Origin of the sequence: Scandinavium tedordense, assembly GCF_024764965.1 — a bacterium.
Taxonomy (GTDB): domain Bacteria; phylum Pseudomonadota; class Gammaproteobacteria; order Enterobacterales; family Enterobacteriaceae; genus Scandinavium; species Scandinavium tedordense.
This window is the reverse complement of sequence record NZ_JALIGG010000052.1, coordinates 121,097-142,814: the sequence shown is the minus strand read 5'-3', so window position 1 is coordinate 142,814 and position 21,718 is coordinate 121,097. Positions and strand designations below refer to the sequence as shown.

Annotated in this window: 17 protein-coding genes and 1 other RNA gene; 12 read left to right on the top strand and 6 right to left on the bottom strand. The window is 52.8% G+C overall.

From position 1 onward, the window contains the following. Positions 1-4 precede the first annotated feature (4 nt). The 4 genes from agaE to kbaZ are packed head-to-tail and all read right to left on the bottom strand — an operon-like array spanning position 5 to position 3,463. Positions 5-883 (bottom strand): PTS N-acetylgalactosamine transporter subunit IID, encoded by an 879-nt coding sequence (gene agaE, locus MUU46_RS07025; RefSeq protein ID WP_258965182.1) that lies wholly within the window; start codon positions 881-883, stop codon positions 5-7. Beyond that, positions 873-1,652, bottom strand: a complete 780-nt coding sequence (gene agaW / locus MUU46_RS07020) for a PTS N-acetylgalactosamine transporter subunit IIC (RefSeq protein ID WP_258965181.1) — start codon at positions 1,650-1,652, stop codon at positions 873-875. Before agaW ends, agaE begins: the two co-directional genes overlap by 11 nt. A 10-nt stretch (positions 1,653-1,662) precedes the next feature. Then, positions 1,663-2,136 carry a PTS N-acetylgalactosamine transporter subunit IIB gene (agaV, locus tag MUU46_RS07015; RefSeq protein WP_258965180.1) on the bottom strand — a complete coding sequence of 158 codons (474 nt, stop codon included), beginning with the start codon at positions 2,134-2,136 and terminating at the stop codon, positions 1,663-1,665. Between the two features lie 19 nt (positions 2,137-2,155). Further along, positions 2,156-3,463: a tagatose-bisphosphate aldolase subunit KbaZ gene (gene kbaZ / locus MUU46_RS07010; RefSeq protein WP_258965179.1), complete on the bottom strand. Its 1,308-nt coding sequence runs from the start codon at positions 3,461-3,463 to the stop codon at positions 2,156-2,158. Between the two features lie 238 nt (positions 3,464-3,701). Between kbaZ and MUU46_RS07005 the strand changes: the two genes are divergently transcribed. Further along, the gene (locus MUU46_RS07005) at positions 3,702-4,511 is read left to right on the top strand and encodes a DeoR family transcriptional regulator (RefSeq protein WP_258965178.1); all 810 of its coding nucleotides are present in this window, start codon (positions 3,702-3,704) and stop codon (positions 4,509-4,511) included. A gap of 3 nt (positions 4,512-4,514) precedes the next feature. Here the strand turns inward: MUU46_RS07005 and ampR are convergent, their stop codons facing one another. After that, positions 4,515-5,387 (bottom strand): LysR family transcriptional regulator AmpR, encoded by an 873-nt coding sequence (gene ampR / locus MUU46_RS07000; protein ID WP_258965177.1) that lies wholly within the window; start codon positions 5,385-5,387, stop codon positions 4,515-4,517. Between the two features lie 128 nt (positions 5,388-5,515). Between ampR and blaBUT the strand changes: the two genes are divergently transcribed. Next, positions 5,516-6,667: a BUT family class C beta-lactamase gene (blaBUT, locus tag MUU46_RS06995; RefSeq protein ID WP_258965176.1), complete on the top strand. Its 1,152-nt coding sequence runs from the start codon at positions 5,516-5,518 to the stop codon at positions 6,665-6,667. 51 nt (positions 6,668-6,718) lie between these two features. Here blaBUT and garD read toward each other — a convergent pair whose 3' ends face one another. Beyond that, positions 6,719-8,290 (bottom strand): galactarate dehydratase, encoded by a 1,572-nt coding sequence (garD, locus tag MUU46_RS06990; protein WP_258965175.1) that lies wholly within the window; start codon positions 8,288-8,290, stop codon positions 6,719-6,721. 361 nt (positions 8,291-8,651) lie between these two features. Here garD and MUU46_RS06985 point away from each other — a divergent pair, with 361 nt between their 5' ends. From MUU46_RS06985 to MUU46_RS06940, 10 genes are all read left to right on the top strand, one after another. Beyond that, positions 8,652-9,983: an MFS transporter gene (locus tag MUU46_RS06985; RefSeq protein WP_258965174.1), complete on the top strand. Its 1,332-nt coding sequence runs from the start codon at positions 8,652-8,654 to the stop codon at positions 9,981-9,983. Between the two features lie 15 nt (positions 9,984-9,998). Then, complete coding sequence (gene garL, locus MUU46_RS06980) at positions 9,999-10,769, top strand: 2-dehydro-3-deoxyglucarate aldolase (protein ID WP_258965173.1); 771 nt, start codon at positions 9,999-10,001, stop codon at positions 10,767-10,769. Positions 10,770-10,798: 29 nt separating this feature from the next. After that, positions 10,799-11,689 (top strand): 2-hydroxy-3-oxopropionate reductase, encoded by an 891-nt coding sequence (garR, locus tag MUU46_RS06975; protein WP_159760375.1) that lies wholly within the window; start codon positions 10,799-10,801, stop codon positions 11,687-11,689. Between the two features lie 60 nt (positions 11,690-11,749). Further along, positions 11,750-12,895, top strand: coding sequence for a glycerate 2-kinase (gene garK, locus MUU46_RS06970; protein ID WP_258965172.1), 1,146 nt, complete (start codon positions 11,750-11,752; stop codon positions 12,893-12,895). Between the two features lie 32 nt (positions 12,896-12,927). After that, an RNA gene (gene rnpB / locus MUU46_RS06965) (RNase P RNA component class A) lies at positions 12,928-13,305 on the top strand. Positions 13,306-13,945: 640 nt separating this feature from the next. Beyond that, positions 13,946-16,471 carry an EAL domain-containing protein gene (locus tag MUU46_RS06960; protein ID WP_258965171.1) on the top strand — a complete coding sequence of 842 codons (2,526 nt, stop codon included), beginning with the start codon at positions 13,946-13,948 and terminating at the stop codon, positions 16,469-16,471. Beyond that, the gene (locus MUU46_RS06955) at positions 16,471-19,032 is read left to right on the top strand and encodes an EAL domain-containing protein (protein ID WP_258965170.1); all 2,562 of its coding nucleotides are present in this window, start codon (positions 16,471-16,473) and stop codon (positions 19,030-19,032) included. The genes MUU46_RS06960 and MUU46_RS06955 overlap by 1 nt, the downstream gene beginning before the upstream one ends. Before the next feature lie 5 nt (positions 19,033-19,037). After that, positions 19,038-20,516 carry a GGDEF domain-containing protein gene (locus MUU46_RS06950; RefSeq protein ID WP_258965169.1) on the top strand — a complete coding sequence of 493 codons (1,479 nt, stop codon included), beginning with the start codon at positions 19,038-19,040 and terminating at the stop codon, positions 20,514-20,516. Between the two features lie 226 nt (positions 20,517-20,742). Beyond that, positions 20,743-21,018: a YdgH/BhsA/McbA-like domain containing protein gene (locus MUU46_RS06945; protein ID WP_159760138.1), complete on the top strand. Its 276-nt coding sequence runs from the start codon at positions 20,743-20,745 to the stop codon at positions 21,016-21,018. A 134-nt stretch (positions 21,019-21,152) separates the two neighbouring features. Continuing rightward, on the top strand, positions 21,153-21,563 hold the full coding sequence (locus tag MUU46_RS06940) for a Spy/CpxP family protein refolding chaperone (RefSeq protein WP_159760136.1): 411 nt from the start codon (positions 21,153-21,155) through the stop codon (positions 21,561-21,563). The last annotated feature ends 155 nt before the right edge of the window (positions 21,564-21,718 follow it).

Sequence of the window (21,718 nt, the reverse complement as noted above, 5' to 3'; positions counted from 1 at the left end):
ACCGTTACAGGAAGTGACAGAATTTACCGACGACGCCAAGCACGACGGTGATACCAATCAGACGCAGCGGACTCCAGCCACGACGCACCAGCCAGAACATGCACAGGGTGTAAACCAGCGGCAGAAACGCAGGCATCAGCTTATCGATAACGTCAGTTTGCAGCTTTACCACCGCATCACCGGCGGTGATTTCCAGGGTTGTATTCAGACGAACGTAGGTGGCCACTAGCGCGCCAATCACCGTCATCCCGACAATCGATGCCGCGTGCCCCACTTTTTTGGTATTGGCCTTAATCAGCGGAATCGCCGCCACGCCCATCCGGTAGGCATAATGCGCCAGACCAAAACGCAGGCCGAGATGCACCACGTTAAACAGCACCAGGAATACCACTGCGCCGAGAATCGATCCTTGCAGGGCGAGACTTGCCCCGATGCCACCGCAAATCGGCAGCAGCGTCAGCCAGAACATCGCATCACCAATGCCACCGAGCGGTGCGCCAACGGCAATTTTGGTGCTCTGAATGCTGTTTACATCCTGCTTAGAGCGTTCCATCGCCAGGATGATGCCGATAACAAACGTCACCAGGAAAGGATGGGTATTGAAGAATCCCATATGACCTTTCATGGCTCGCGCCAGGTCACGCGGGTTAGTGTGGATTTTTTTCAGAGCAGGCAGCAGACCGTACAGCCAACCGGAAGCCTGCATACGCTCGTAGTTAAACGAGGCCTGCAGCAGCATCGAACGCCAGGCTACGCGGTTGATGTCTTTTTTGGTCAGCTCCACGCCGAGTTTCTGATCTTCATAGATATTTTCATTCACGCCCGTGAGCAGCGTCTCTTCGGTTTCGACGACGCCCGGCAGTGTGGTTTGATTAGATGTCATCTTCGAATTCCTCTTTCTGTGCTGCCGGGGCAGCCGGTTCAGGAGATTTACGCAGCAGATCGATAAGCGCCATCGCCAGCGCCGCAGCGGCAATCGCCAGCACCGGTAATTTCAGCCAGGCCGCCGCCACAAAGCCGATGATGAAATATGGGATGTAGACGTTCTTCATCATGATTTTTAGCAGCACGGCGAAACCAATCGCGGGCATGATGCCGCCTGCAACGCCGAGGCCATCAATCAGGCGGGTCGGCAGCACGTCAATGGCGGTTTTGGCGTGCTCGGCCCCGAAGTAAATCGGCAGGAACGCGCAGAGAAAATAGAAGATACCGAGCGCCAGCAGCGCCAGATAGTTAATCCGCTCAATACCCTGGGTATCGGCGTTGGCCGCCATGCGATCGCACCGAGACATGACGCCGGACATTACCGAGAACAGGAACGTTATCCCCATTTGCACGGCAACCGCAAACGGCACGGCGACGCCCACGGCAACCTCAGGTTTCACGCCGGTCGAAATGGCAAACGCGGTACCGACGATGGTCCCGATAATCACGTTTGGCGGCTGAGCACCGGCCAGCGGGGCGAGGCCCATCCACACCAGTTCCAGCGTACCGCCGGTCAAAATACCGGTGTGTAAATCGCCCAGAATCAAACCGACCAGCGGCCCAAGCACCACCGGGCGGTGCATGTGCGTTAACCCGTTGAACATATCCAGGCCTGCGATAAAGGCCAGAATGCCCAACGCAAAAGCCTGTAGAAGACTGATTTCCATTGTGAATCCCTCAGAGCAGTTTAAAGAGATCCAAAGCGGGTTCAGTCGGCACGCCCTGTACAAAACACGCTACTCCAGCAGCTTTCAGGCCGCTGAAGGCGGTGATGTCGTTGGCGTCGACGGAGACCGTTTTGGCAATTTGCTGTTTGCCATTGGCGTAGTGCATGTTTCCTACGTTGATACGCGTCACCGGGACGCCGCCTTCGATCAGCTTCAGAAAATCGGCAGGTGACTTGCAGACCAGCAAAATCTTCTGACGGTCTGCGGCGCGGTGAATGTTGTCGATGACTTTTTGCAGCGACCAGAAGCGAACGGAGATACCTTCCGCCAGGACCATCTCCATCAGGTTTTGCTGAACCGGATCCTCAGCCACCTCATCGTTCGCCACCAGCACCAGATTTGCCCCCGCAAATCCGACCCACTGAACGCCGACCTGTCCGTGAATCAGGCGCTCGTCGATACGACTCAACACAATGTTTGGCATAGTGTTTTCCTCTTTTTTGTTATGCGTTCTGGGCGTTTCCGCCCTGACAGGCCGCGTGGTACTGCTGCAGTATGTCCTGGATATGGTCAATGATGAGTTCGCGTGGGGTCGCACTGAGACCGGCTTCGCGGACTTTTACATACTGCAAAGGCAGGTACTGGCTGATGAGCGGCAGCGGAATGGGCTCGTCGGCCAGATTGCGCACCAGCCGTGCAAACGCGTCATCAATCTGACTGTCCGGCCAGTAGTAGCGCACCCGGTCTGAATAACTGTAACCGCGCGCCAGCCGACGGGTGTTGCCGTCGCCGTGATAGTGGTTTTGCCAGTATTCTGGATGGTCGAGCATGACGTTTTCCAGCACGTGACGCAGGTCCGAGCAGGCTTTTGCAGGCAGCAGTTCTTCTTCAATCGCGGCCAGTGAGAATAGGGCTTCCCGCAGGGCAAAGGTCAGCGCCGGGCCGACTTTCAGGATAGCGAAGTGATCTTTCACTAACTGGCGCAGCGCGTGTGGGGTCTGGTAATCGGTGGAGTGCGCTTCAAACACCAGCGTGTCGAACGCTTCAACCATGTGGCTCAGCGCCACGGCTTTTTGTGGCTGATAATCGATGATATGCGTGTGATCGAATTCGACGCCGGGCTGCACGACGAGCGCGATAATGCGTGGCCAGATGGCATTCAAACCCTGTTTTTCAAAAGCGTGGCGATGGGCTTCGAGCGTGGCCCGTGCCGCATCGGGCGTGGTAACTGCCAGCTCGGTCAGGGCTTCGTGCGCACCACCGGGAACCGGCACTTCGGTGCCGATTACGTACACCAGATCAGATTCACCAAACTGTTCGCGGCAGGTTTCCTCGGCAATTTTTGCCAGGCGCGCAGCGCGCTCGGCCACAATATCATCGGTTAACGGCAGCGGATCGCCTTCGCAGGACATACTGCAATCGAGGTGGATCTTTTTAAAGCCCGCCGCAACGTAGCTTTTGATCAGCGCGTCGGCGTTGTGCATTGCCTCTGCGGCCGGGAGATTTTGCCAACGGTTTGGGCCCAGATGATCGCCGCCGAGGATCAGCTGCGACTGCGGGAAATCGAGCTTGTCGGCGAGTTGACACACAAAGCCGCGAAAATCCGCCGGCGTCATACCGGTGTAGCCGCCAAACTGATCAACCTGGTTTGAAGTGGCCTCAATCAACAGTGACGTCTGCTGCGTGCGGGCGTAACGGATTGCGGCTTCAAGTACCAGCGGATGTGCGGAACAGACGGCATAAATTCCGTTGCTGTTTCCTTGCTTATGCTGTTCCACCATTTCTGTCAGATGTTTCACTTTCCTCTCCATTTCGGATGGTGATGGTATTCATCTTTCGTTTTGTTTCACTTAATCCTGCATCATGCTGCTATAAAAATAAAACGAAAGATAATAGTTTTCCGATCTGTTTCACAAAAGAAACATAATGAAAGGTTTCAGCGTCAGGACGGTAACGGTCTGCACGGCTTACAGGGCTTGCATTCCGGAAAAAGAAAGGCGTTAATAGTTAAAACGAAATGAAACGAAAGTTTTTCTTAAAGGAGTTCTTATGAGCAGCAGCGATTTGTCCGCGGAAAAGCGCATTAGCGGAACCAGCGAAAGGCGTGAGCAGATTATCCAGCGGTTGCGACAGCAAGGAAGTGTGCAGGTGAACTCCCTATCCGCCGCATATGGTGTCTCGACGGTGACGATTCGTAACGATCTGGCTTTTCTCGAAAAGCAGGGCATCGCGGTGCGCGCCTACGGTGGGGCACTGATTTGCGAAGGGAATGGGGCGGCGCATGAGCCGTCGGTGGAAGATAAAAGCGCGCTCAATACCGGCGTGAAGCGCAGTATCGCCCAGGCGGCGGTTGAGCTGATAAAACCAGGCCATCGCATTATTCTCGACTCCGGTACCACCACCTATGAAATCGCGCGCATGCTGCGTCAGCACGCGGAGGTGATTGTCATGACCAACGGGATGAACGTTGCCAATGCGCTACTGGAAGCCGAAGGGGTGGAACTCTTAATGACCGGCGGGCATCTGCGTCGTCAGTCACAGTCATTTTATGGCGACCAGGCCGAGCAGTCATTACAGAATTACCATTTCGACATGCTGTTCCTCGGCGTGGATGCCATCGATACCGATCGTGGCGTCAGCACCCATAATGAAGATGAAGCCCGCCTCAACCGCAGTATGTGCGAAGTCGCTGAGCGGATAATCGTGGTGACCGACTCCACTAAGTTTAATCGCTCCAGCCTGCATAAAATCATTGATATGCCACGGATTGATATGGTTATTACCGATGAAGGCGTACCGGCTGAAAGTCTCAAAGAACTGCAGCGGGCTGGTATCGAAGTGGTGCTGGTAAAGGCGTAAACCTTACGCACTCTGATTCACCAGCCAGCGGGCGAAATCATCCATCGCCGGGGTCTGTGGTCGGGACTGCAATCGCGTGAGGGAATAACTGCCGAGATTAATCTCGCATTCAAACGGTTGCACGATACGCTCGCTGTTGAGTAAATGAGTAAACATATTCACCGGCGCGATGGCGATGCCCATTCCGGCCTGGGCGGCTTCGAGCATCGTGACCGATGAATCAAAGACCATCACCCGATGAGTGGGCGAAGGCGATTGTTCACCTGCCGCCTCGAACCAGGAATTCCATTCATCGCGTCGATATGAGCGCAGCAGCGTGAATTGCAGAATATCGCCCGGTGTGCGCAGCGCCGCAGCCAGTTCGGGGCTGCACAGCGGCGCCAGCGGGGCCGAACATAAAAACGTGGCGTCGGTGCCGTGCCAGGCGCCGTTGCCGTAGCGAATGGTGTAATCCAGCCCTTCAGCGGCCGGGTCGACCCGGTTATTGTGCGTAGATAACTGCAAATCGATATACGGATAACAGCGCCGGAAATCCTCTAGCCGGGGAAGTAGAAACCCGGTGGCAAACGTACCCACCACGCCGACCTTCAGTTTTTCTCGCTCATGGGAAACGGCGAACCTGTCCAGCATCCCCGCGATGCGATCGAACGAATCATTTAGCACCGGCAGCAGGCTTTCGCCTTCCGTCGTCAGCCGTAATCCACGCGAAACGCGAACAAACAGCGGGCAGTTCAAATGTTCTTCCAGCGCTTTGACTTGCTGGCTGATGGCCGAATGGGTGACGTTGAGCTCGATGGCAGCGTGAGTAAAGCTAAGGTGTCGCGCCGCGGCTTCGAACGCACGTAACGAATTTAGCGGGATGTAGCTACGTGTCATGGGTTTTCCGTTAGAAAATCTTAAGGCTACTGCTAAATTTAATCGTTTGTTCGTCACAGTCAAATCCCGCAGACTGAGTGCGTCTGATATGCCGGACCCTCTGTCATGTTACTTATGGAAGAATTTCAATGATGAAAAAAACACTCTGCTATGCGCTGGTTCTGAGCGCCTCCTTTTCTGCCTTTGCCACGCAAAAAACATTGAGTGACAAACAGTTAGAAGAGGTTGTGAATCAAACGCTTAAACCGATGATCAACGTGCAGGCCATTCCCGGCATGGCTGTAGCGGTGATTTATCAGGGCAAACCGCATTTCTTTACCTACGGCGTGGCCGACATCGCGAAAAAGGTGCCGGTGACGACGCAGACGATTTTTGAGCTGGGCTCCGTGAGTAAAACTTTCACCGGAGTACTGGGCGGCGATATCGTGGCGCGCGGGGAAGCGAAGCTGAGTGATCCGGCCAGCAAATACTGGCCAGAATTGACGGGTAAGCAGTGGAAAGGCATCACTTTGCTGGATCTGGCGACCTACACCGCCGGCGGCTTGCCGTTGCAGGTGCCGGATGAGGTTGATAATCAGGTCGCGCTGCTGAAGTTTTACCAGAACTGGCAGCCGGACTGGGCGCCGGGAACGCGTCGTCAGTACGCCAACTCGAGCATTGGCCTGTTTGGTGCGCTGGCGGTGAAACCCTCCGGGATGACGTTTAACGATGCGATGCGCCAGCGCGTTCTGCACCCATTGAATCTCAAACATACCTGGCTCACCGTGCCGGCCAGTGAAGAAGGCCATTACGCCTGGGGCTATCGTGACGGCAAAGCCATGCATGTCGGGCCGGGGATGTTGGATGCCGAAGCCTACGGCGTGAAATCCACCGTCGAAGACATGGCGAGCTGGGTGCAATACAACATGAATCCGCATCAGGTAAAACAGCCAACTCTGCAAAAAGGGCTGGAGCTTGCACAGTCGCGCTATTGGCGCAGCGGCAGTATGTATCAGGGTTTAGGCTGGGAAATGCTGAACTGGCCGGTTGCGGCGGCGACCGTCATTAACGGCAGCGATAACAAAGTGGCACTGGCGGCTTCACCTGTGGCGGCGATGGATCCGCCGGTTGCGCCGGTGAAAGCCTCTCTGGTGCATAAAACCGGGTCGACCAACGGCTTTGGCGCGTACGTGGCGTTCATTCCTGAAAAACAAATCGGCATCGTGATGCTGGCCAACAAAATGTACCCGAATACCGAGCGGGTGAAAGCGGCAAATGCCATCCTCAACACGCTGCAATAAGCAGATAAAAAAGCCCGGCGGTGTGTTCACTGCCGGGCTATTTTTTGGGTATCAGGTCACGGGGGCGGGGTTAAACACCGCCAGTTGATTGTGCAGTCCCCACTGGTCGGAAAACGTTTTTTTACGCCCGCTGGCGACGTCCAGAATGAAGTGGAACAGTTTCCAGCCCACATCCTCAATGCTCTCTTCGCCTGTCGCAATCGTTCCAGCATTGATATCCATTAAGTCATACCAGCGGTTCGCCAGCTCGGTGCGCGTAGCCATCTTGATAACCGGTACCGCCACCAGACCGTACGGCGTGCCGCGCCCGGTGGTAAACACCTGCACGGTGATCCCGGACGCCACCTGCTGCGTGCCGCAGACAAAATCGCTGGCAGGCGTGGCGGCGTAAATCAGGCCGCGTTTGGTCGGGCGTTGCCCCGGAGAAAGCACTTCGACAATCGCGCTCTGGCCGGATTTTGCAATCGAGCCGAGGGCTTTTTCCACCACGTTTGCCAGACCGCCTTTTTTATTGCCAGGCGATGGGTTAGCGCTGCGGTCTGTTTTGCCCATATTGAGATAGTTATCGTACCAGGCCATCTCTTCCAGCAGGCGTTTGCCGACCTCTTCGTTGATAACGCGCGGCGTGAGCAGATGAATGGCATCGCGCACTTCGGTCACTTCTGAGAACATTACCGTGGCGCCGCAGCGCACCAGCAGGTCAGAGGCGTAGCCCACCGCCGGGTTGGCGGTCACGCCTGAAAACGCATCGCTGCCGCCGCACTGCATCCCGACCACCAGTTCAGAAGCCGGGCAGGTTTCGCGCTGGCGCTGGTTGAGCTTCACCAGATGGCGTTCGGCGACCTGCAAAATATCGTCGACCATTGAGCGGAATCCGACGTGATGTTCGTCCTGCAAACGCACGATGCTCGCGCTATCGACCGGAATGGCCTGCACATCTTCCGTGCCTTGCAGCAAACGTTCGGGCTGGAGTTTTTCACAACCTAATCCAACCACCATCACTTCGCCGCCAAAGTTGGGGTTCAGCGCGAGGTTGTGAATAGTGCGAATCGGCACCACCGCTGCTGGCGCATTGATCGCCACGCCGCAGCCGTAAAGGTGGTTGAGGCCAACAACGCCGTCGACGTTCGGGTATTTCGGCAGCAGATCGCGTTCGATGATTTTCACCACGTAATCCACTACGCCCGCCACGCAGTGCACGCTGGTGGTGATGCCGAGCAGGTTTTTGGTGCCGACGCTGCCGTCGGCGTTGCGATAGCCTTCGAAGGTGTGGCCTTCCAGCGGCGGTAACGGTTCCGGCACGCGGGTCGCCAACGGCAGGGTTTCCAGCGGCGGCGCTTTTGGCAGTTCGACGGTGGATTCATCAATCCAGCTGCCTTGCACAATATCGCGTACCGCATAGCCAATCACTTCACCGTAGCGCACGATTTCGCCGTGATGAGGAATATCCACCAGTGCGACTTTGTGCCCCTGTGGAATATGTTCAATCAGCGTCAGACCATCCGCAAAACGTGTTCCGGCTTTTAATCCGTTATCGTTCACAATAATGGCGACATTATCGGTGTCGTGCACTTTTATATAAAACGCCTGCGGCGGTGATTGTCGGATTTCGATCTCTGCCATTGTCCAGTATTCTCCAGCAAAAAATGTTGAAGCGAAATAAAGCGAAAAAGGTCACTGGAATAAAGAATGTCAGGAGTATGACATTGATAATGTGACGCAGATCACCTCTTATCGTCAGGCTATGCGCAGGAAGGCGAGGGAACATAGGAACTGTGTGGCAGCGCCCATCCTCCTGTGCATATGCCTGAAAGCCATTGGTGTCATCTTGTTGATATTGGAAGATTGCACAATGTGTATTCCACGGGGCTTACTTATACTGAATGGCAATTTCATTGTGTCTGCCGCGTTTAATAAAACAAAAGCAGAATTAAAACATCTTACAAAATAAGAATGATAATGCCCTGTACCCGAGGATAATAACATGATGCTGGACAGTGCTGTTGAATCTAAAAGAGGAATGAATACCCGCCATTTAATTCTGCTGATTATCTTTATTGTTACCGCGGTGAATTACGCTGACCGTGCCACGCTGTCGATAGCGGGCACCGAAGTGGCGAAGGAGCTTCAGCTCAGTGCGGTGTCGATGGGTTACATCTTCTCTGCATTTGGCTGGGCTTACCTGCTGATGCAGATCCCCGGCGGCTGGCTGCTCGATAAGTTTGGCTCGAAAAAAGTGTACAGTTATAGCCTTTTTTTCTGGTCACTGTTCACCTTTATGCAAGGATTGGTCGATATCTTCCCAATTGCCTGGGCCGGTATTTCGATGTTCTTTATGCGCTTTATGCTCGGCTTTTCGGAAGCGCCGTCATTCCCGGCCAACGCCCGTATTGTCGCGGCCTGGTTCCCGACCAAAGAACGCGGCACCGCGTCGGCGATTTTTAACTCGGCGCAGTATTTTTCCCTCGCCATTTTCTCTCCACTGCTGGGTTGGCTAACCTTTTCCTGGGGCTGGGAGCACGTCTTTACGGTGATGGGCATGATCGGATTTGTGCTGACCGCGCTGTGGGTCAAGTTGATTCATAACCCGACTGACCACCCTCGCATGAGCGAACAGGAGCTGAAATATATCTCCGAAGGCGGCGCCGTGGTGGATATGGACCACAAAAAACCGGGTGCCGCATCGACCGGCCCGAAAATGCATTACATCAAACAGCTGCTGACCAACCGCATGATGCTCGGCGTGTTCTTTGGGCAATACTTTATCAACACCATTACGTGGTTTTTCCTCACCTGGTTCCCCATTTATCTGGTGCAGGACAAAGGCATGTCGATTCTGAAGGTGGGGCTGGTGGCGTCCATTCCGGCTCTGTGCGGCTTTGCCGGTGGCGTGCTGGGCGGCGTGTTTTCTGATGCGTTGATCAAACGCGGGCACTCGATCACCTTCGCTCGGAAGGTCCCGATTGTGCTGGGAATGCTGCTCGCGTCGACGATTATTCTGTGTAACTACACCGATAATACCGCGCTGGTGGTGACCCTGATGGCGCTGGCCTTTTTCGGCAAAGGGTTCGGTGCGCTGGGCTGGCCGGTCATTTCTGATACCGCGCCAAAAGAGATTGTCGGCCTGTGCGGCGGCGTATTTAACGTATTCGGTAATGTCGCCTCGATTGTCACGCCGTTGGTGATTGGCTATCTGGTCAGCGAGCTGCACTCGTTCAACGCCGCACTGGTGTTTGTCGGCTGCTCAGCCTTGATGGCAATGGTCTGCTACCTGTTTGTGGTGGGCGACATTAAACGTATGGAACTGCAGAACTAAGCAAAGGGTGAAACGATGACTAACGAATACTTCCCGAACAAATTCAAGGCCGCGCTGGCTGACCATCAGATTCAGATTGGCTGTTGGTCAGCGCTGGCGAACCCTATCAGCACCGAAGTGCTGGGGCTGGCCGGTTTCGACTGGCTGGTACTGGACGGCGAACATGCGCCGAATGATATTTCCACATTTATTCCGCAGCTGATGGCGCTGAAAGGCAGCCCGAGCGCGTCAGTGGTGCGCGTGCCGACCAACGATCCGGTGATTATTAAGCGCCTGCTGGATATCGGTTTCTATAACTTCCTGATCCCGTTTGTTGAAACGCAAGAGGAAGCAGTGCGTGCGGTGGCTTCGACCCGCTATCCGCCGGAAGGCATTCGCGGTGTGTCGGTGTCCCACCGCGCCAATATGTTCGGCACCGTGCCGGACTACTTCGCTCAGTCGAACAAAAACATCTCCATTCTGGTGCAGATTGAAAGCCAGACCGGCGTCGATAACGTTGATGCCATCGCGGCCACCGACGGTGTGGACGGCATTTTTGTCGGACCGAGTGACCTCGCCGCCGCGCTCGGCCATTTGGGCAATGCTTCTCATCCTGATGTGCAGAAATGCATTCAGCACATCTTTGCCCGCGCCAAAGCGCACGGTAAACCGAGCGGCATTCTGGCACCGGTTGAAGCGGATGCCCGTCGCTATCTGGAATGGGGCGCGACGTTCGTTGCCGTCGGCAGCGACCTCGGCGTGTTCCGCTCCACCACGCAAAAACTGGCTGACGCCTTTAAAAAATAATCACCACCGTAATTGATAAGGAAAAAATGATGACGATGAAAGTGGGCTTTATTGGCCTGGGCATTATGGGCAAACCGATGAGCAAAAACCTGCTGAAAGCGGGCTACTCGCTGGTGGTGTCAGATCACAATCCTCAGGCGGTCGCGGAAGTGATTGCCGCAGGTGCAGAAGCGGCCAGCTCGGCCAAAGATATCGCCGAGCAGTGTGACGTTATCATCACCATGCTGCCGAACTCGCCGCATGTAAAAGAGGTCGCGCTGGGCGAAAACGGCATCATCGATGGCGCTAAACCGGGTACGGTGCTGATTGATATGAGTTCTATCGCCCCGTTGGCGAGCCGTGAAATCAGTGAAGCGTTGCAGGCTAAAGGTGTGGTGATGCTGGATGCGCCGGTCAGCGGCGGTGAACCGAAGGCTATCGACGGCACGCTGTCGGTGATGGTCGGCGGCGATAAAGCGATTTTCGACAGGCACTACGATTTGCTGAAAGCGATGGCGGGTTCGGTGGTGCACACCGGAGATATCGGCGCGGGTAACGTGACTAAGCTTGCCAACCAGGTGATTGTGGCTTTGAACATCGCCGCGATGTCCGAAGCGCTGACGCTGGCAACCAAAGCAGGCGTGAACCCTGACCTGGTGTATCAGGCGATTCGTGGTGGCCTGGCGGGCAGTACCGTGTTAGACGCCAAAGCCCCGATGGTTATGGACCGTAACTTCAAGCCCGGATTCCGTATCGATCTGCATATTAAGGATCTGGCGAACGCGCTGGATACTTCCCACGGCGTTGGCGCACAACTGCCGCTGACGGCGGCAGTAATGGAAATGATGCAAGCTCTGCGGGCCGATGGCCACGGCAACGACGACCATAGCGCCATCGCGTGCTATTACGAAAAACTGGCGAAAGTGGAAGTCACTCGCTAAAGGACGGGGCGCGGGAACGCGCCCGGTAATTCTGCCTCGCGCGGTAACAGGCAACGCACTATGAAAATCGTCATCGCTCCAGATTCTTATAAAGAAAGCCTCCCGGCCTGCGAGGTGGCTCAGGCCATCGAATCAGGATTTCGGGAAATTTTCCCCGATGCGCAGTATGTCAAAGTCCCGGTCGCCGACGGCGGCGAAGGCACCGTTGACGCGATGATTGCCGCCACTCACGGAACGGTAAAAACCTCGCGCGTCACCGGCCCGTTGGGCGAACCGGTGGATGCGATGTGGGGCATTTCCGGCGACGGCCTAACAGCATTTATTGAAATGGCAGCAGCCAGCGGTCTGGCACTGGTGCCTGTGGCGCAGCGTAACCCACTGTTAACCACCTCGCGTGGCACAGGCGAGCTGATTTTGCACGCACTGGAACAGGGCGCGAAAAGCATCATTATCGGCATCGGCGGCAGCGCGACCAACGACGGCGGCGCGGGCATGGTGCAGGCGTTGGGCGCGCGTTTATCCGATGCCAGCGGCAAAGAGATAACCGCGGGCGGCGGGAGCCTGATTAGCCTCAACAGCATTGATATATCAGACTTAGACCCGCGTCTGGCGGTGTGTTCGCTGCGTGTCGCCTGTGATGTCACCAATCCGCTAACCGGCGACCTGGGCGCATCTCGGGTGTTCGGCCCCCAGAAAGGAGCCACTGAAGGGATGATCGTGGAACTCGACGCCAGCCTGGCGCACTACGCTGAGGTCATCAAAAAATCGCTGCATATCGACGTGCTGAGCGTGCCTGGGTCGGGCGCAGCAGGCGGAATGGGCGCGGCGCTGATGGCTTTTCTGGGCGCAGAGTTGGGGCGCGGGATTGAGATTGTGACTCAGGCGTTAAACCTTGAAGAACATATTCACGACTGCTCGCTGGTGCTGACCGGTGAAGGGCGCATTGATAGCCAGAGCGTTCACGGTAAAGTGCCGGTTGGGGTCGCGAGCGTCGCCAAAAAATACCATAAGCCAGTGATTGGCATTGCCGGGTGTCTGACGACGGACGTGGGCGTTGTGCATCAGCATGGCATTGATGCGGTGTTCAGCGTGCTGACGCAAATCGGCACGCTCGATGAGGCGTTTCGGGGCGCATTCGATAATATCCAGCGCGCCTCGCGCAACGTGGCCGCGACGCTGCAAATAGGGATGCGGCTCGAAGGGTGACATTGCCGCGCAAACCCTCTATACTTCGCGCCGAAGCTGACCAGACAGTCGCCGCTTCGTCGTCGTCCTCTTTCGGGGGGAGACGGGCGAAGGGGAGGAAAGTCCGGGCTCCATAGGGCAGGGTGCCAGGTAACGCCTGGGGGGAAACCCACGACCAGTGCAACAGAGAGCAAACCGCCGATGGCCCGTGCAAGCGGGATCAGGTAAGGGTGAAAGGGTGCGGTAAGAGCGCACCGCGCGACTGGCAACAGTTCGTGGCACGGTAAACTCCACCCGGAGCAAGGCCAAATAGGGGTTCACAAGGTACGGCCCGTACTGAACCCGGGTAGGCTGCTTGAGCCAGTGAGCGATTGCTGGCCTAGATGAATGACTGTCCACGACAGAACCCGGCTTATCGGTCAGCTTCAACTTCTTAGAAAACCCTGCCTCGGCAGGGTTTTTGCTTATGGGGTGAGCGTGATGAATGACTGTCCACGACGCTATACCCGAAAGAAAGCGGCTTATCGGCCAGCTTCAACTTCTTAGAAAACCCTGCTTCGGCAGGGTTTTTGCTTATGGGGTGAGCGTGATGAACGACTGTCCACGACGCTATACCCGAAAGAAAGCGGCTTATCGGCCAGCTTCAACGTCTTAGAAAACCCTGCCTCGGCAGGGTTTTTGCTTTGTGTGATGCGGAAACGTGATTGAATTTGTAGGCCCGGTGAGCGTCAGCGCCACCGGAGAAAAAATGCACGGATTGCCGCTTATATATAATAAATATATCCGCCAAAATTTAATTTAATACTTTTATCCATAAAGCGATAACTCACGTTTATTATTAAATAACTTACTAATGGTGCGTTTTTTTTGTACATGGTACTCTTTTTGATAAAATACCATCAGGTTGTGTTGTGTACATTATGTCTCTTTCCTGTTGGTAACCTAATTATCTATTAATCATCTGCATCCTCCGACAGCTCCCCATGGTCCCCTATGATTTTACGTTATTTTAAAACATCATCATTTTCTCTGACCGGAGCTGTCAGAACTTTATTCATTGCATTTTATTGCATGGTGTTTGCTATTGTTTCAACGGTGGTTTATCTCGACCGTCAGAGCCTGCTGGACACCATCAGCCACAACCTGTTTGTCTCCAAGAGCAGCCTGCTTAAAACGGCGGTTGAAGACTACATTAATATTCCGCGCCAGGCTGATTCGGTACTGAGAGACACGTTCAAACATTATCAGACTGATAATATCGCTGTCGGCGATGTTTATGACGATATCATGAACGTGATGAATGATGTCTTCCAGAGTAATGTCGACCTGAATGTATTGCAGTTTGGCAATATTAAAGGTGATTACATCGGCATCAGCCACCGACACGACGGCGGAAAAGAAGAGTATTTGACCTTAAAAGATACCTCGACGCACGACGTCTTGGTCTCGTACGCCGGGTCGACAACGCGTTCGACGGTGGTCATGCAGAACCCGAATTACTCGATGCATAACCGGCCATGGTATCAGCCGGTGAATGAGTATAAGAAGCCGCTGTGGACGCCGGTGTATCGTGACCTCAGTAACGAAAAAGAGGTGGGTATTGCCTACAGCGTGCCCGCATTTAATAGCAAGGGGCAGTATATTGGCGTGATTTCCAGTGAATTGCACTTGCAAAATTTGAGCAAAATGCTGCGCCGCCAGCGTCCTTACCCGGAGAGCAATCTCCTTATTCTGGATGAGCGCGATCAGATTGTGGCCTCATCCTCGCGCCACGCCGCACCACCCGTTAATTCAGAAATGGTACTGCCAACTCTGACCAAAAATAACTCGCCGATGATTGAGAAAATCGGAACGTCGCTTCTGGCTGCTAGCCCGAATGAGGTGATTAATCTTAAGCTGGATGGTGATCATTATTACGCCACGCGTTTTCCTGTTAACGATGCGTCCGGCGAATTGAAATGGCAGGCGGTGGTCATCATCCCGGCGTCGGCAATTATAGCGACCATAAAGCTGCATGATAAGTTCATGATTGTGGCATTGCTCCTGACCTTCTTGCTCAGCGCGGCGCTGGTCCACGTGGTGCTTAGCCGCATAACCTCGCCGTTACGTCAGATTGCCCAGCGCACCAAAGAGCTGGAGTCCGGGCAGTGGTCAGAAGGCAGCGATCGCCACCAGTTCCAGGAGATCGCCGAGCTCGAATCAGGTTTTAAGCATTTGTCGCAGCAATTGACTGACAGCTTCGAACAGATGCGTAAGAAAATAGAATTTGACCCGTCCTCCGGTCTTTACACCCGCAGTGGTTTATTAAATGATGAACGGATTTATCATCATCATAATTTAGTCGCGCTGGTCCACGTGACCAACATGAAGTCGATCATGAACACGCTGGGTAATAAATATGCAGATTCGTTTATTTCTGAGTTTATGCGGCAGGCGGAAACCGTTCTGCCAACTAATATTATTGTGGCGCGCGATAATATTGATAAATTCATTATTGTTTTCCCAGGGGTAAACCAGAAAAGCGATTGCATTAAATACCAGAGTATTATTAACTCGCTATTCTCGTTACATAATAAATCAGGCAGCAACGGAAAGGGGAATGTTCTGTTTGCCGGTAACGCGGGTATGGTGTTGCAGGACATTACGCCAGAGACGATAACCGATATCTTAATGCATGCCTGGATAGCTCTGCGTCACGCTGAAAAATCGGGTAATGCACAAACGCGGTTATATCTGCCTGAAATGCTGGAAACGGAGCTGACCAATATCCGCCTGCATGATTCTCTCGGCAGCGCGATGGCCAGTAATGAGCTGTTCCTGGTGATTCAGCCGATTGCCGGACCGGATGACAGCGCAACGTGCATCGCCGGTGAGTGTCTAGTGCGCTGGCACTCTGAAAAACTGGGGGAAATTCCGCCAGAAGATTTCATTCCCGTCGCCGAAGAAAGCGGGCTGATCATTCCGCTGGGTCGCTGGATTATTGAAGAAGCGTGCCGCGAACTGTCCTCGATGATTAAGCGTGGGGCACCGAAGGATTTCCGCCTGCACATCAATATTTCGGCAATTCAGCTGATGCAAAACGGTTTTGCCTGGCATCTGATGGATACCATCCAGCTGCATGGCCTTAAAAATGAAAATATCTGCATCGAGATTACGGAAGGCGGGCTGGATCGCGATATGGCTCAGGCTTCCCAGGTGCTGAACTATCTTCGACGCCACCATATCAGCATCTGCCTGGATGACTTCGGCGCAGGTTTCTCCAGCATGTCTTATTTGCATTCGATTCCGTTCGACAGCATCAAAATTTCAAAGCATTTAATTTCGAATCGACTGAATAATGAGAAAAGCATTTGTGTCTTTAATTCATTGTTAACGTTGGCGAAAGGTTTCCAGGTGCCGCTGATTGCTATCGGTATTGAGGATGAAGATACCCGGAAGCATTTCTTCGACCTCGGCTGCGATCAGGTGCAGGGCTACTTTCTTGCCCATCCGGCTCCGTTTTCCTCTTTGTTTTATGGTTCTGAACAGGTCGCCAGTGATAAGGATGCAACAGCGCTGACCGCTCAACATGACAACACCGGTCAGGAGACTCTCTGATGTTCCGCATGCTTAATAAACGCTCGATATCCTTCGCGAGCACGCTCATCCTAAGCCTGATAGTTTGCACGGTCATCATGATGTTGCTGTTTTTCTTCCTCCAGCGCCGGGATATCAGCAACTGGTATACGGAAATGACGCAAAAAACGCTGACCCAAAAAAGCCAATATCTCAGCCACCGAATCAATATGTATCTGAACGAGCCTCAGCGCGCGGCCGAGTTGATGTCTGATTTGGTAAATGCGTCTTCGGGCATTGATACTCCTGCTGTTGAACAGCAGCTGAAGCATGTGCTGGGCCATGATTTCGTCTCTTCTGATACGATTTCACGGATCGGTCTGGCGACGGCGGACGGGAAGTACATCGCGTACGAAAGAGATAAAGCCACGGGGGCTATTTTCCCGATCAAAACCTCGTCTACCGTTCGAGACAGATTAGATATCTATCGCACGGCGTCGAAGGATTCGGACATCGTCGGCCACGTTGAGCACTACAACATTTTCTCGCGTCACTGGTTTGTCAAAGCGATGACGCAAACTCGGCCGTTCTGGACCAAAAATTATTATCACATGTCGACCAGCAATGGCCAGGCGATGAGTTGGCGCATGCCTTTATACGGCGAGAGCCGGGCCTTCAAGGGCGTTGTTTTTGCCGATATTAACCCTACGGTTATCAGTAAGTTCCTTACAAAATCGGCCCCGATGCCGGGCAGCACGCTGCTGCTGCTTGACGATCAGCAGCAAATTATTTCGTCTTCTCGCCCTCAATATCTCGTGTCGGACGACGGAAATCAGAAAGGACAGCACGTCAAACTACGGAGCATTTACGCTTTCCCGATGCTTAAAGCCCTGTTGCAGGGTGAAAACGAACAGTCCGCGTCATCGCGAATCATTACCCACAAAGGTGAAGGCTACTTTGTGATAATGCATCCGATTCGCGACCTGTCGGGCCAGTTTAACGGTTCGCTGGTGCTGATTGCGCCGAATATCCATCCTTACACCCTGTACAAAACCTCTCATTTCATGACCCTCATAATGCTGTCGACGCTGGCACTGTTCTTTATGCTGGTGATGATTATGTTGGTGAGAAACTTTTTCTATCCGTTGCAGCGATTGGTTCAGAAAACCCGCTGGCTCGGCAAACAGTCGTGGGAAAAGGCAGAGCAGGGGACGTTATTCACGGAAATAGCTGTACTCGAAGAGGAACTCAGTAAGGCGTCTGGCCTGATAGCCGGCATGCTGAATGAGCAGAAACAGCGAATTGAAAAAGATAAAGATACTGGCGTTCTGACTCGCGAGGGCTTTATGAACGAGTCGTCACTGTATGATGGTCGCAATTTATTAGTGATGATCCGCGTGACTAACTTCCGTGATATGCGCAGTACGCTGGGCCACGTATATGCCAGGAAATTTATTCGTTTCTTTGCTGAAAGCCTTGTTCAGCTGGCGCCCGCAGAGAGTATTTTCTGCCGCTACTCTGAGGATCTGTTCATTGTGACCTTCCCTGGCCACAACGAGCAAAAAGATCTTGATACCTATTGGGGACTGATCTCGTCATTGTTCCATGACACGCCAGCCCGACAAATCCAAAACGATCCAGAAGACGCGTCACACGTTTTCACCGGTCAGGGCGGGGCTGTGCTGGAGACAATCACCCCGGGTAATCTGGTCGATTGCATGATGAATGCAGGCCTGGCGTTGCAGCAAATCCGCACGGGCTCGAACCGCGAATATGTCCTGTTCACTTCGGAGATGCGGGAAAGCGAACTCAACAATATCCGCATGTTCAAGGCACTGCGAGAAGATCTGCTGAATGATGGATTCCATCTGGTACTTCAACCGATCGTCGACCTGGATAATTCCGACACGTTCACGGAAGGTGAATGTCTTATTCGCTGGCAATCTGCCGAACTCGGTTTTGTGCCGCCGGATGTGTTTATCGGTCTGGCAGAGCGTACCGGCACCATTATCCGTCTGGGTCGCTGGATTATCGAAGAAGCCTGTCGTGAACTGGCGGCGTTTATCGCCCGCGGCGCGCCGAACGACTTTAAGCTACATATCAATATATCGGCGGTGCAGCTCCAGCAGACCGATTTCTCTTCGCATCTGTTGACCTGTATTCAACATAACGGGCTTATCAACAGCAATATTTGTCTGGAAATTACCGAAAGCGTACTGCTGCAAAACAGCCAAAAGGTCATTGAAACGCTCAATTATCTTCGCCGTCTGGGGTTGTCTGTCGCTATTGATGATTTTGGCAGTGGTTACTCAAGCCTGTCCTATCTGCATTTACTGCCTTTCGATTGTCTGAAGATCGACCGCGATTTTGTGAAAGGTGTGCTGGATGATCGTAAGAGTGAGGCCATCATTTCGTCGGTGATTATGCTGTCGCAATCCTTCGGCGTACCGCTGGTTGCAGAAGGGATAGAGACCGTGGAAATGGGCGAAAAACTCGAGTCGATGGGATGTGTGAAAGCGCAGGGGTATTACTACTCGCGGCCACAGCGTTTCTCGGCTTGGGTACCGCAGGATGGGGTGATCATGGTGAAGGCTAACGGGTAAATGCTATGAAAAATTCGCATCAGCTTAAATCAGAAAAGAAGCTTTTTTTGATCGTGCTTTCGGTGATGGTAGTCATCGTGAATGCGTTCACTTTTTATATTTCGTTTTCTAACGCCAGAACCAATGTTGAGTTGGTCACGTCGCGTGTGATGCGCCTGATTATAAAAGATACGCAAAATAATAGAAGCATGGCGTCTGATCTGAGTTCAATGCTGCAACTGCCAGACAGTATGCTGAACCAAAGCATGGGCATCGACAGCAAAAAATTCGCGGGCACAGTGAATGAACGACTGAGCGACAGCGAGCTTCCCGCATGGAAAGCAGATATTGATGATGCTCATCGTAAGAAATTCACCATTTTGCGCTCGTTCTGGCGTAATTTTAGCGATGCAAATAAGTCCCAATTTACGACCTACTATACCGACGGTGATACTGGCTACTATTACGTGTTCAACACTGAAAAAGCCATTGAAATTCAGGGTGCTAATCCACACTTTCGTCTTTCTAACTACATAATAACCACCTCTTCGCTGCTGAGAACCAATCGTGGGTATGTCGTGCCGGAACTGTTTTATAGCAATGTTTACCAGGATGCCATTTCGAAATTACCGACTATCACTATCGGTAGCCCGGTAGTGATTAAGGACTTCATCGGTCAGGGAAGTCGAATGTCTGGGATTATCGCTATCGATTACACCCGAGAAGATCTGGCCTCTCTGTTCCGTGATGCTTTTAATGAGCTGAATATCTCCAATTCTGGGTATGACATTCGTATTCATAGCATGAAAGGTAATGACATCGAGATGAATATCTTCCCCGACCACGGTTCGTGGCTCGAGTTTAATCTCGGGGACATCAAGCTGGTAAATGGCTTCTGCCTGAGCACTCGCGTGAGCTTTACTGAACTGCTGCGCATTAAGCTTGCAGGTTTTATGTTTGCTAACATCATCATGCTGTTTTTCTTTATGGTCTTCACGCGCTCCCACAGAAGAATTGAGCTGATGATGGATAAACTCACTACCGATTCGCTGACTGAAGCATTGTCGCGTGAAGGCGGAAAAATCGTGACAGAAAATATTCCTAATAGCCGCAATAGTATTCTGGTTGCCATGGATTTGAATGATTTCAAAACCATTAACGATACCTGGGGCCACCATGCCGGAGATGTGGCACTTATCTTCTTCGCTCAATATTTACTGGAATCCGTTCGTCAGGGCGATCATCTGATCCGAATGGGTGGTGATGAGTTTGTTCTATTATTACAAAACATGACAATCGTACAGGCGCATCAGATGATGGCGAAGCGGGTTGCGGAGCTTTCTTGTTTCCCATTTGAAAATACAACGCTTCCATTATCGTTCTCTTACGGCATCAGTGAACTGACGCATGGCTTTACTGATAGCTATAAAAGAGCGGATGAAGAACTGTATGAAATGAAAAAGCAGCGCAAAAGCCAAATGGAAGCGCTACAGCCTGCCGTTTAACGTTCGAGACGTCGAGAGGCCCTTTTAGTAAAATAAACGGCGGCAGAGATGCCGCCGTTTCGCTTGTATTTTGCCAGCTGTTTCTCCCGCCACAACCCGACATGCTTTCTCCACAATCCTGTCACAATGATTAACTGACTTTGCACTTGTCCTATATCGCCTGACGGAGCGGGCGACATACTTATTGATGTAAACGATTCTACATCCATTCCGAGAGGGTTAAAAAATGAAAACAACTTCTCTGCTGACAGGTGCTGTCTTTATGTTACTTTCCGCTACCGCTCTGGCTGCGGGTCCTAAACAGGTTGATTCCGATCAGGCAAGCACGCTGCAACAGATGGGCACCGTACAAGTTTCTGGCCTTGCAGGCTCCTCTGACGATGCCATTCATGCCCTGAAAGCCAAAGCGGCACAGGAAAATGCCGGCCACTATCAAATTGTCGGACTCGGTAATTCTGGCGATTCCAGTCTGTGGGGCGGCACCGCCATTCTCTATAAATAAGCGATGTTCCTGCATAAAGGCCGCCTGTGATACGGCCTTTTTTCATTTACATTCAAATATATATTAATGAAGTGTCATACTTCTTTACTGTCCATCGCGAAATAATGTCCATGTCTACTTAAAGGATATTAACGATGAACAAAATGACCCGCATTGCGCTGCTGACTGCTTCCCTGATTGGTTTCACTGGTGTTGCCCAGGCTGCAAACACCGAGGTTGCTCCGGCGCCTGCTCAGGATCCAATCGTTCAGCATCTGAAGCTGTCCAACGATCAGGTTGCAAAAATCCAAAGCCTGCACGACGAAATGGAAAAAAGCGTTGAACAGGTGTCCATGAAAGACGTGAAAGATGGCGCGCTGATTGACGTTATCCACTCTGGAAAATGGGATGAGCAGGCGGTGAAAACCCAGCTCGAAGCGTTCAGCAAAGTTGAGCAGCAGACCCGCTACTACCGTGTGAAGTACTACTTCGACCTGAACCAGGTTCTGACGCCAGCACAGCGTAAGCAGATCCAGGACGATTTGATTCAGTCCATTAATAATTAAAAAATGGCCCCGATTAGCCATAATCGGGGCTTTTTTTGCCTCAAATTTCATCTGTGATCTGCCTCCCACATACACCAATGGTAGAATAGTTTTCTACTCCATTCGGTTTTGCTGAAAAGTTTCCTCTTTCGTTCCGATATTCATTCTTTAATGGC

Bases quoted from the DNA above. Each gene is read 5' to 3' on its own strand.
- agaE (WP_258965182.1), bottom strand. From the start codon at position 883: ATGACATCTAATCAAACCACACTGCCGGGCGTCGTCGAAACCGAAGAG.
- MUU46_RS06985 (WP_258965174.1), top strand. From the start codon at position 8,652: ATGATGCTGGACAGTGCTGTTGAATCTAAAAGAGGAATGAATACCCGC.
- garR (WP_159760375.1), top strand. From the start codon at position 10,799: ATGACGATGAAAGTGGGCTTTATTGGCCTGGGCATTATGGGCAAACCG.
- MUU46_RS06955 (WP_258965170.1), top strand. From the start codon at position 16,471: ATGTTCCGCATGCTTAATAAACGCTCGATATCCTTCGCGAGCACGCTC.
- MUU46_RS07005 (WP_258965178.1), top strand. From the start codon at position 3,702: ATGAGCAGCAGCGATTTGTCCGCGGAAAAGCGCATTAGCGGAACCAGC.
- garL (WP_258965173.1), top strand. From the start codon at position 9,999: ATGACTAACGAATACTTCCCGAACAAATTCAAGGCCGCGCTGGCTGAC.
- agaW (WP_258965181.1), bottom strand. From the start codon at position 1,652: ATGGAAATCAGTCTTCTACAGGCTTTTGCGTTGGGCATTCTGGCCTTT.
- garK (WP_258965172.1), top strand. From the start codon at position 11,750: ATGAAAATCGTCATCGCTCCAGATTCTTATAAAGAAAGCCTCCCGGCC.
- MUU46_RS06950 (WP_258965169.1), top strand. From the start codon at position 19,038: ATGAAAAATTCGCATCAGCTTAAATCAGAAAAGAAGCTTTTTTTGATC.
- ampR (WP_258965177.1), bottom strand. From the start codon at position 5,387: ATGACACGTAGCTACATCCCGCTAAATTCGTTACGTGCGTTCGAAGCC.
- agaV (WP_258965180.1), bottom strand. From the start codon at position 2,136: ATGCCAAACATTGTGTTGAGTCGTATCGACGAGCGCCTGATTCACGGA.
- kbaZ (WP_258965179.1), bottom strand. From the start codon at position 3,463: ATGGAGAGGAAAGTGAAACATCTGACAGAAATGGTGGAACAGCATAAG.
- blaBUT (WP_258965176.1), top strand. From the start codon at position 5,516: ATGATGAAAAAAACACTCTGCTATGCGCTGGTTCTGAGCGCCTCCTTT.
- MUU46_RS06945 (WP_159760138.1), top strand. From the start codon at position 20,743: ATGAAAACAACTTCTCTGCTGACAGGTGCTGTCTTTATGTTACTTTCC.
- MUU46_RS06960 (WP_258965171.1), top strand. From the start codon at position 13,946: ATGGTGTTTGCTATTGTTTCAACGGTGGTTTATCTCGACCGTCAGAGC.
- MUU46_RS06940 (WP_159760136.1), top strand. From the start codon at position 21,153: ATGAACAAAATGACCCGCATTGCGCTGCTGACTGCTTCCCTGATTGGT.
- garD (WP_258965175.1), bottom strand. From the start codon at position 8,290: ATGGCAGAGATCGAAATCCGACAATCACCGCCGCAGGCGTTTTATATA.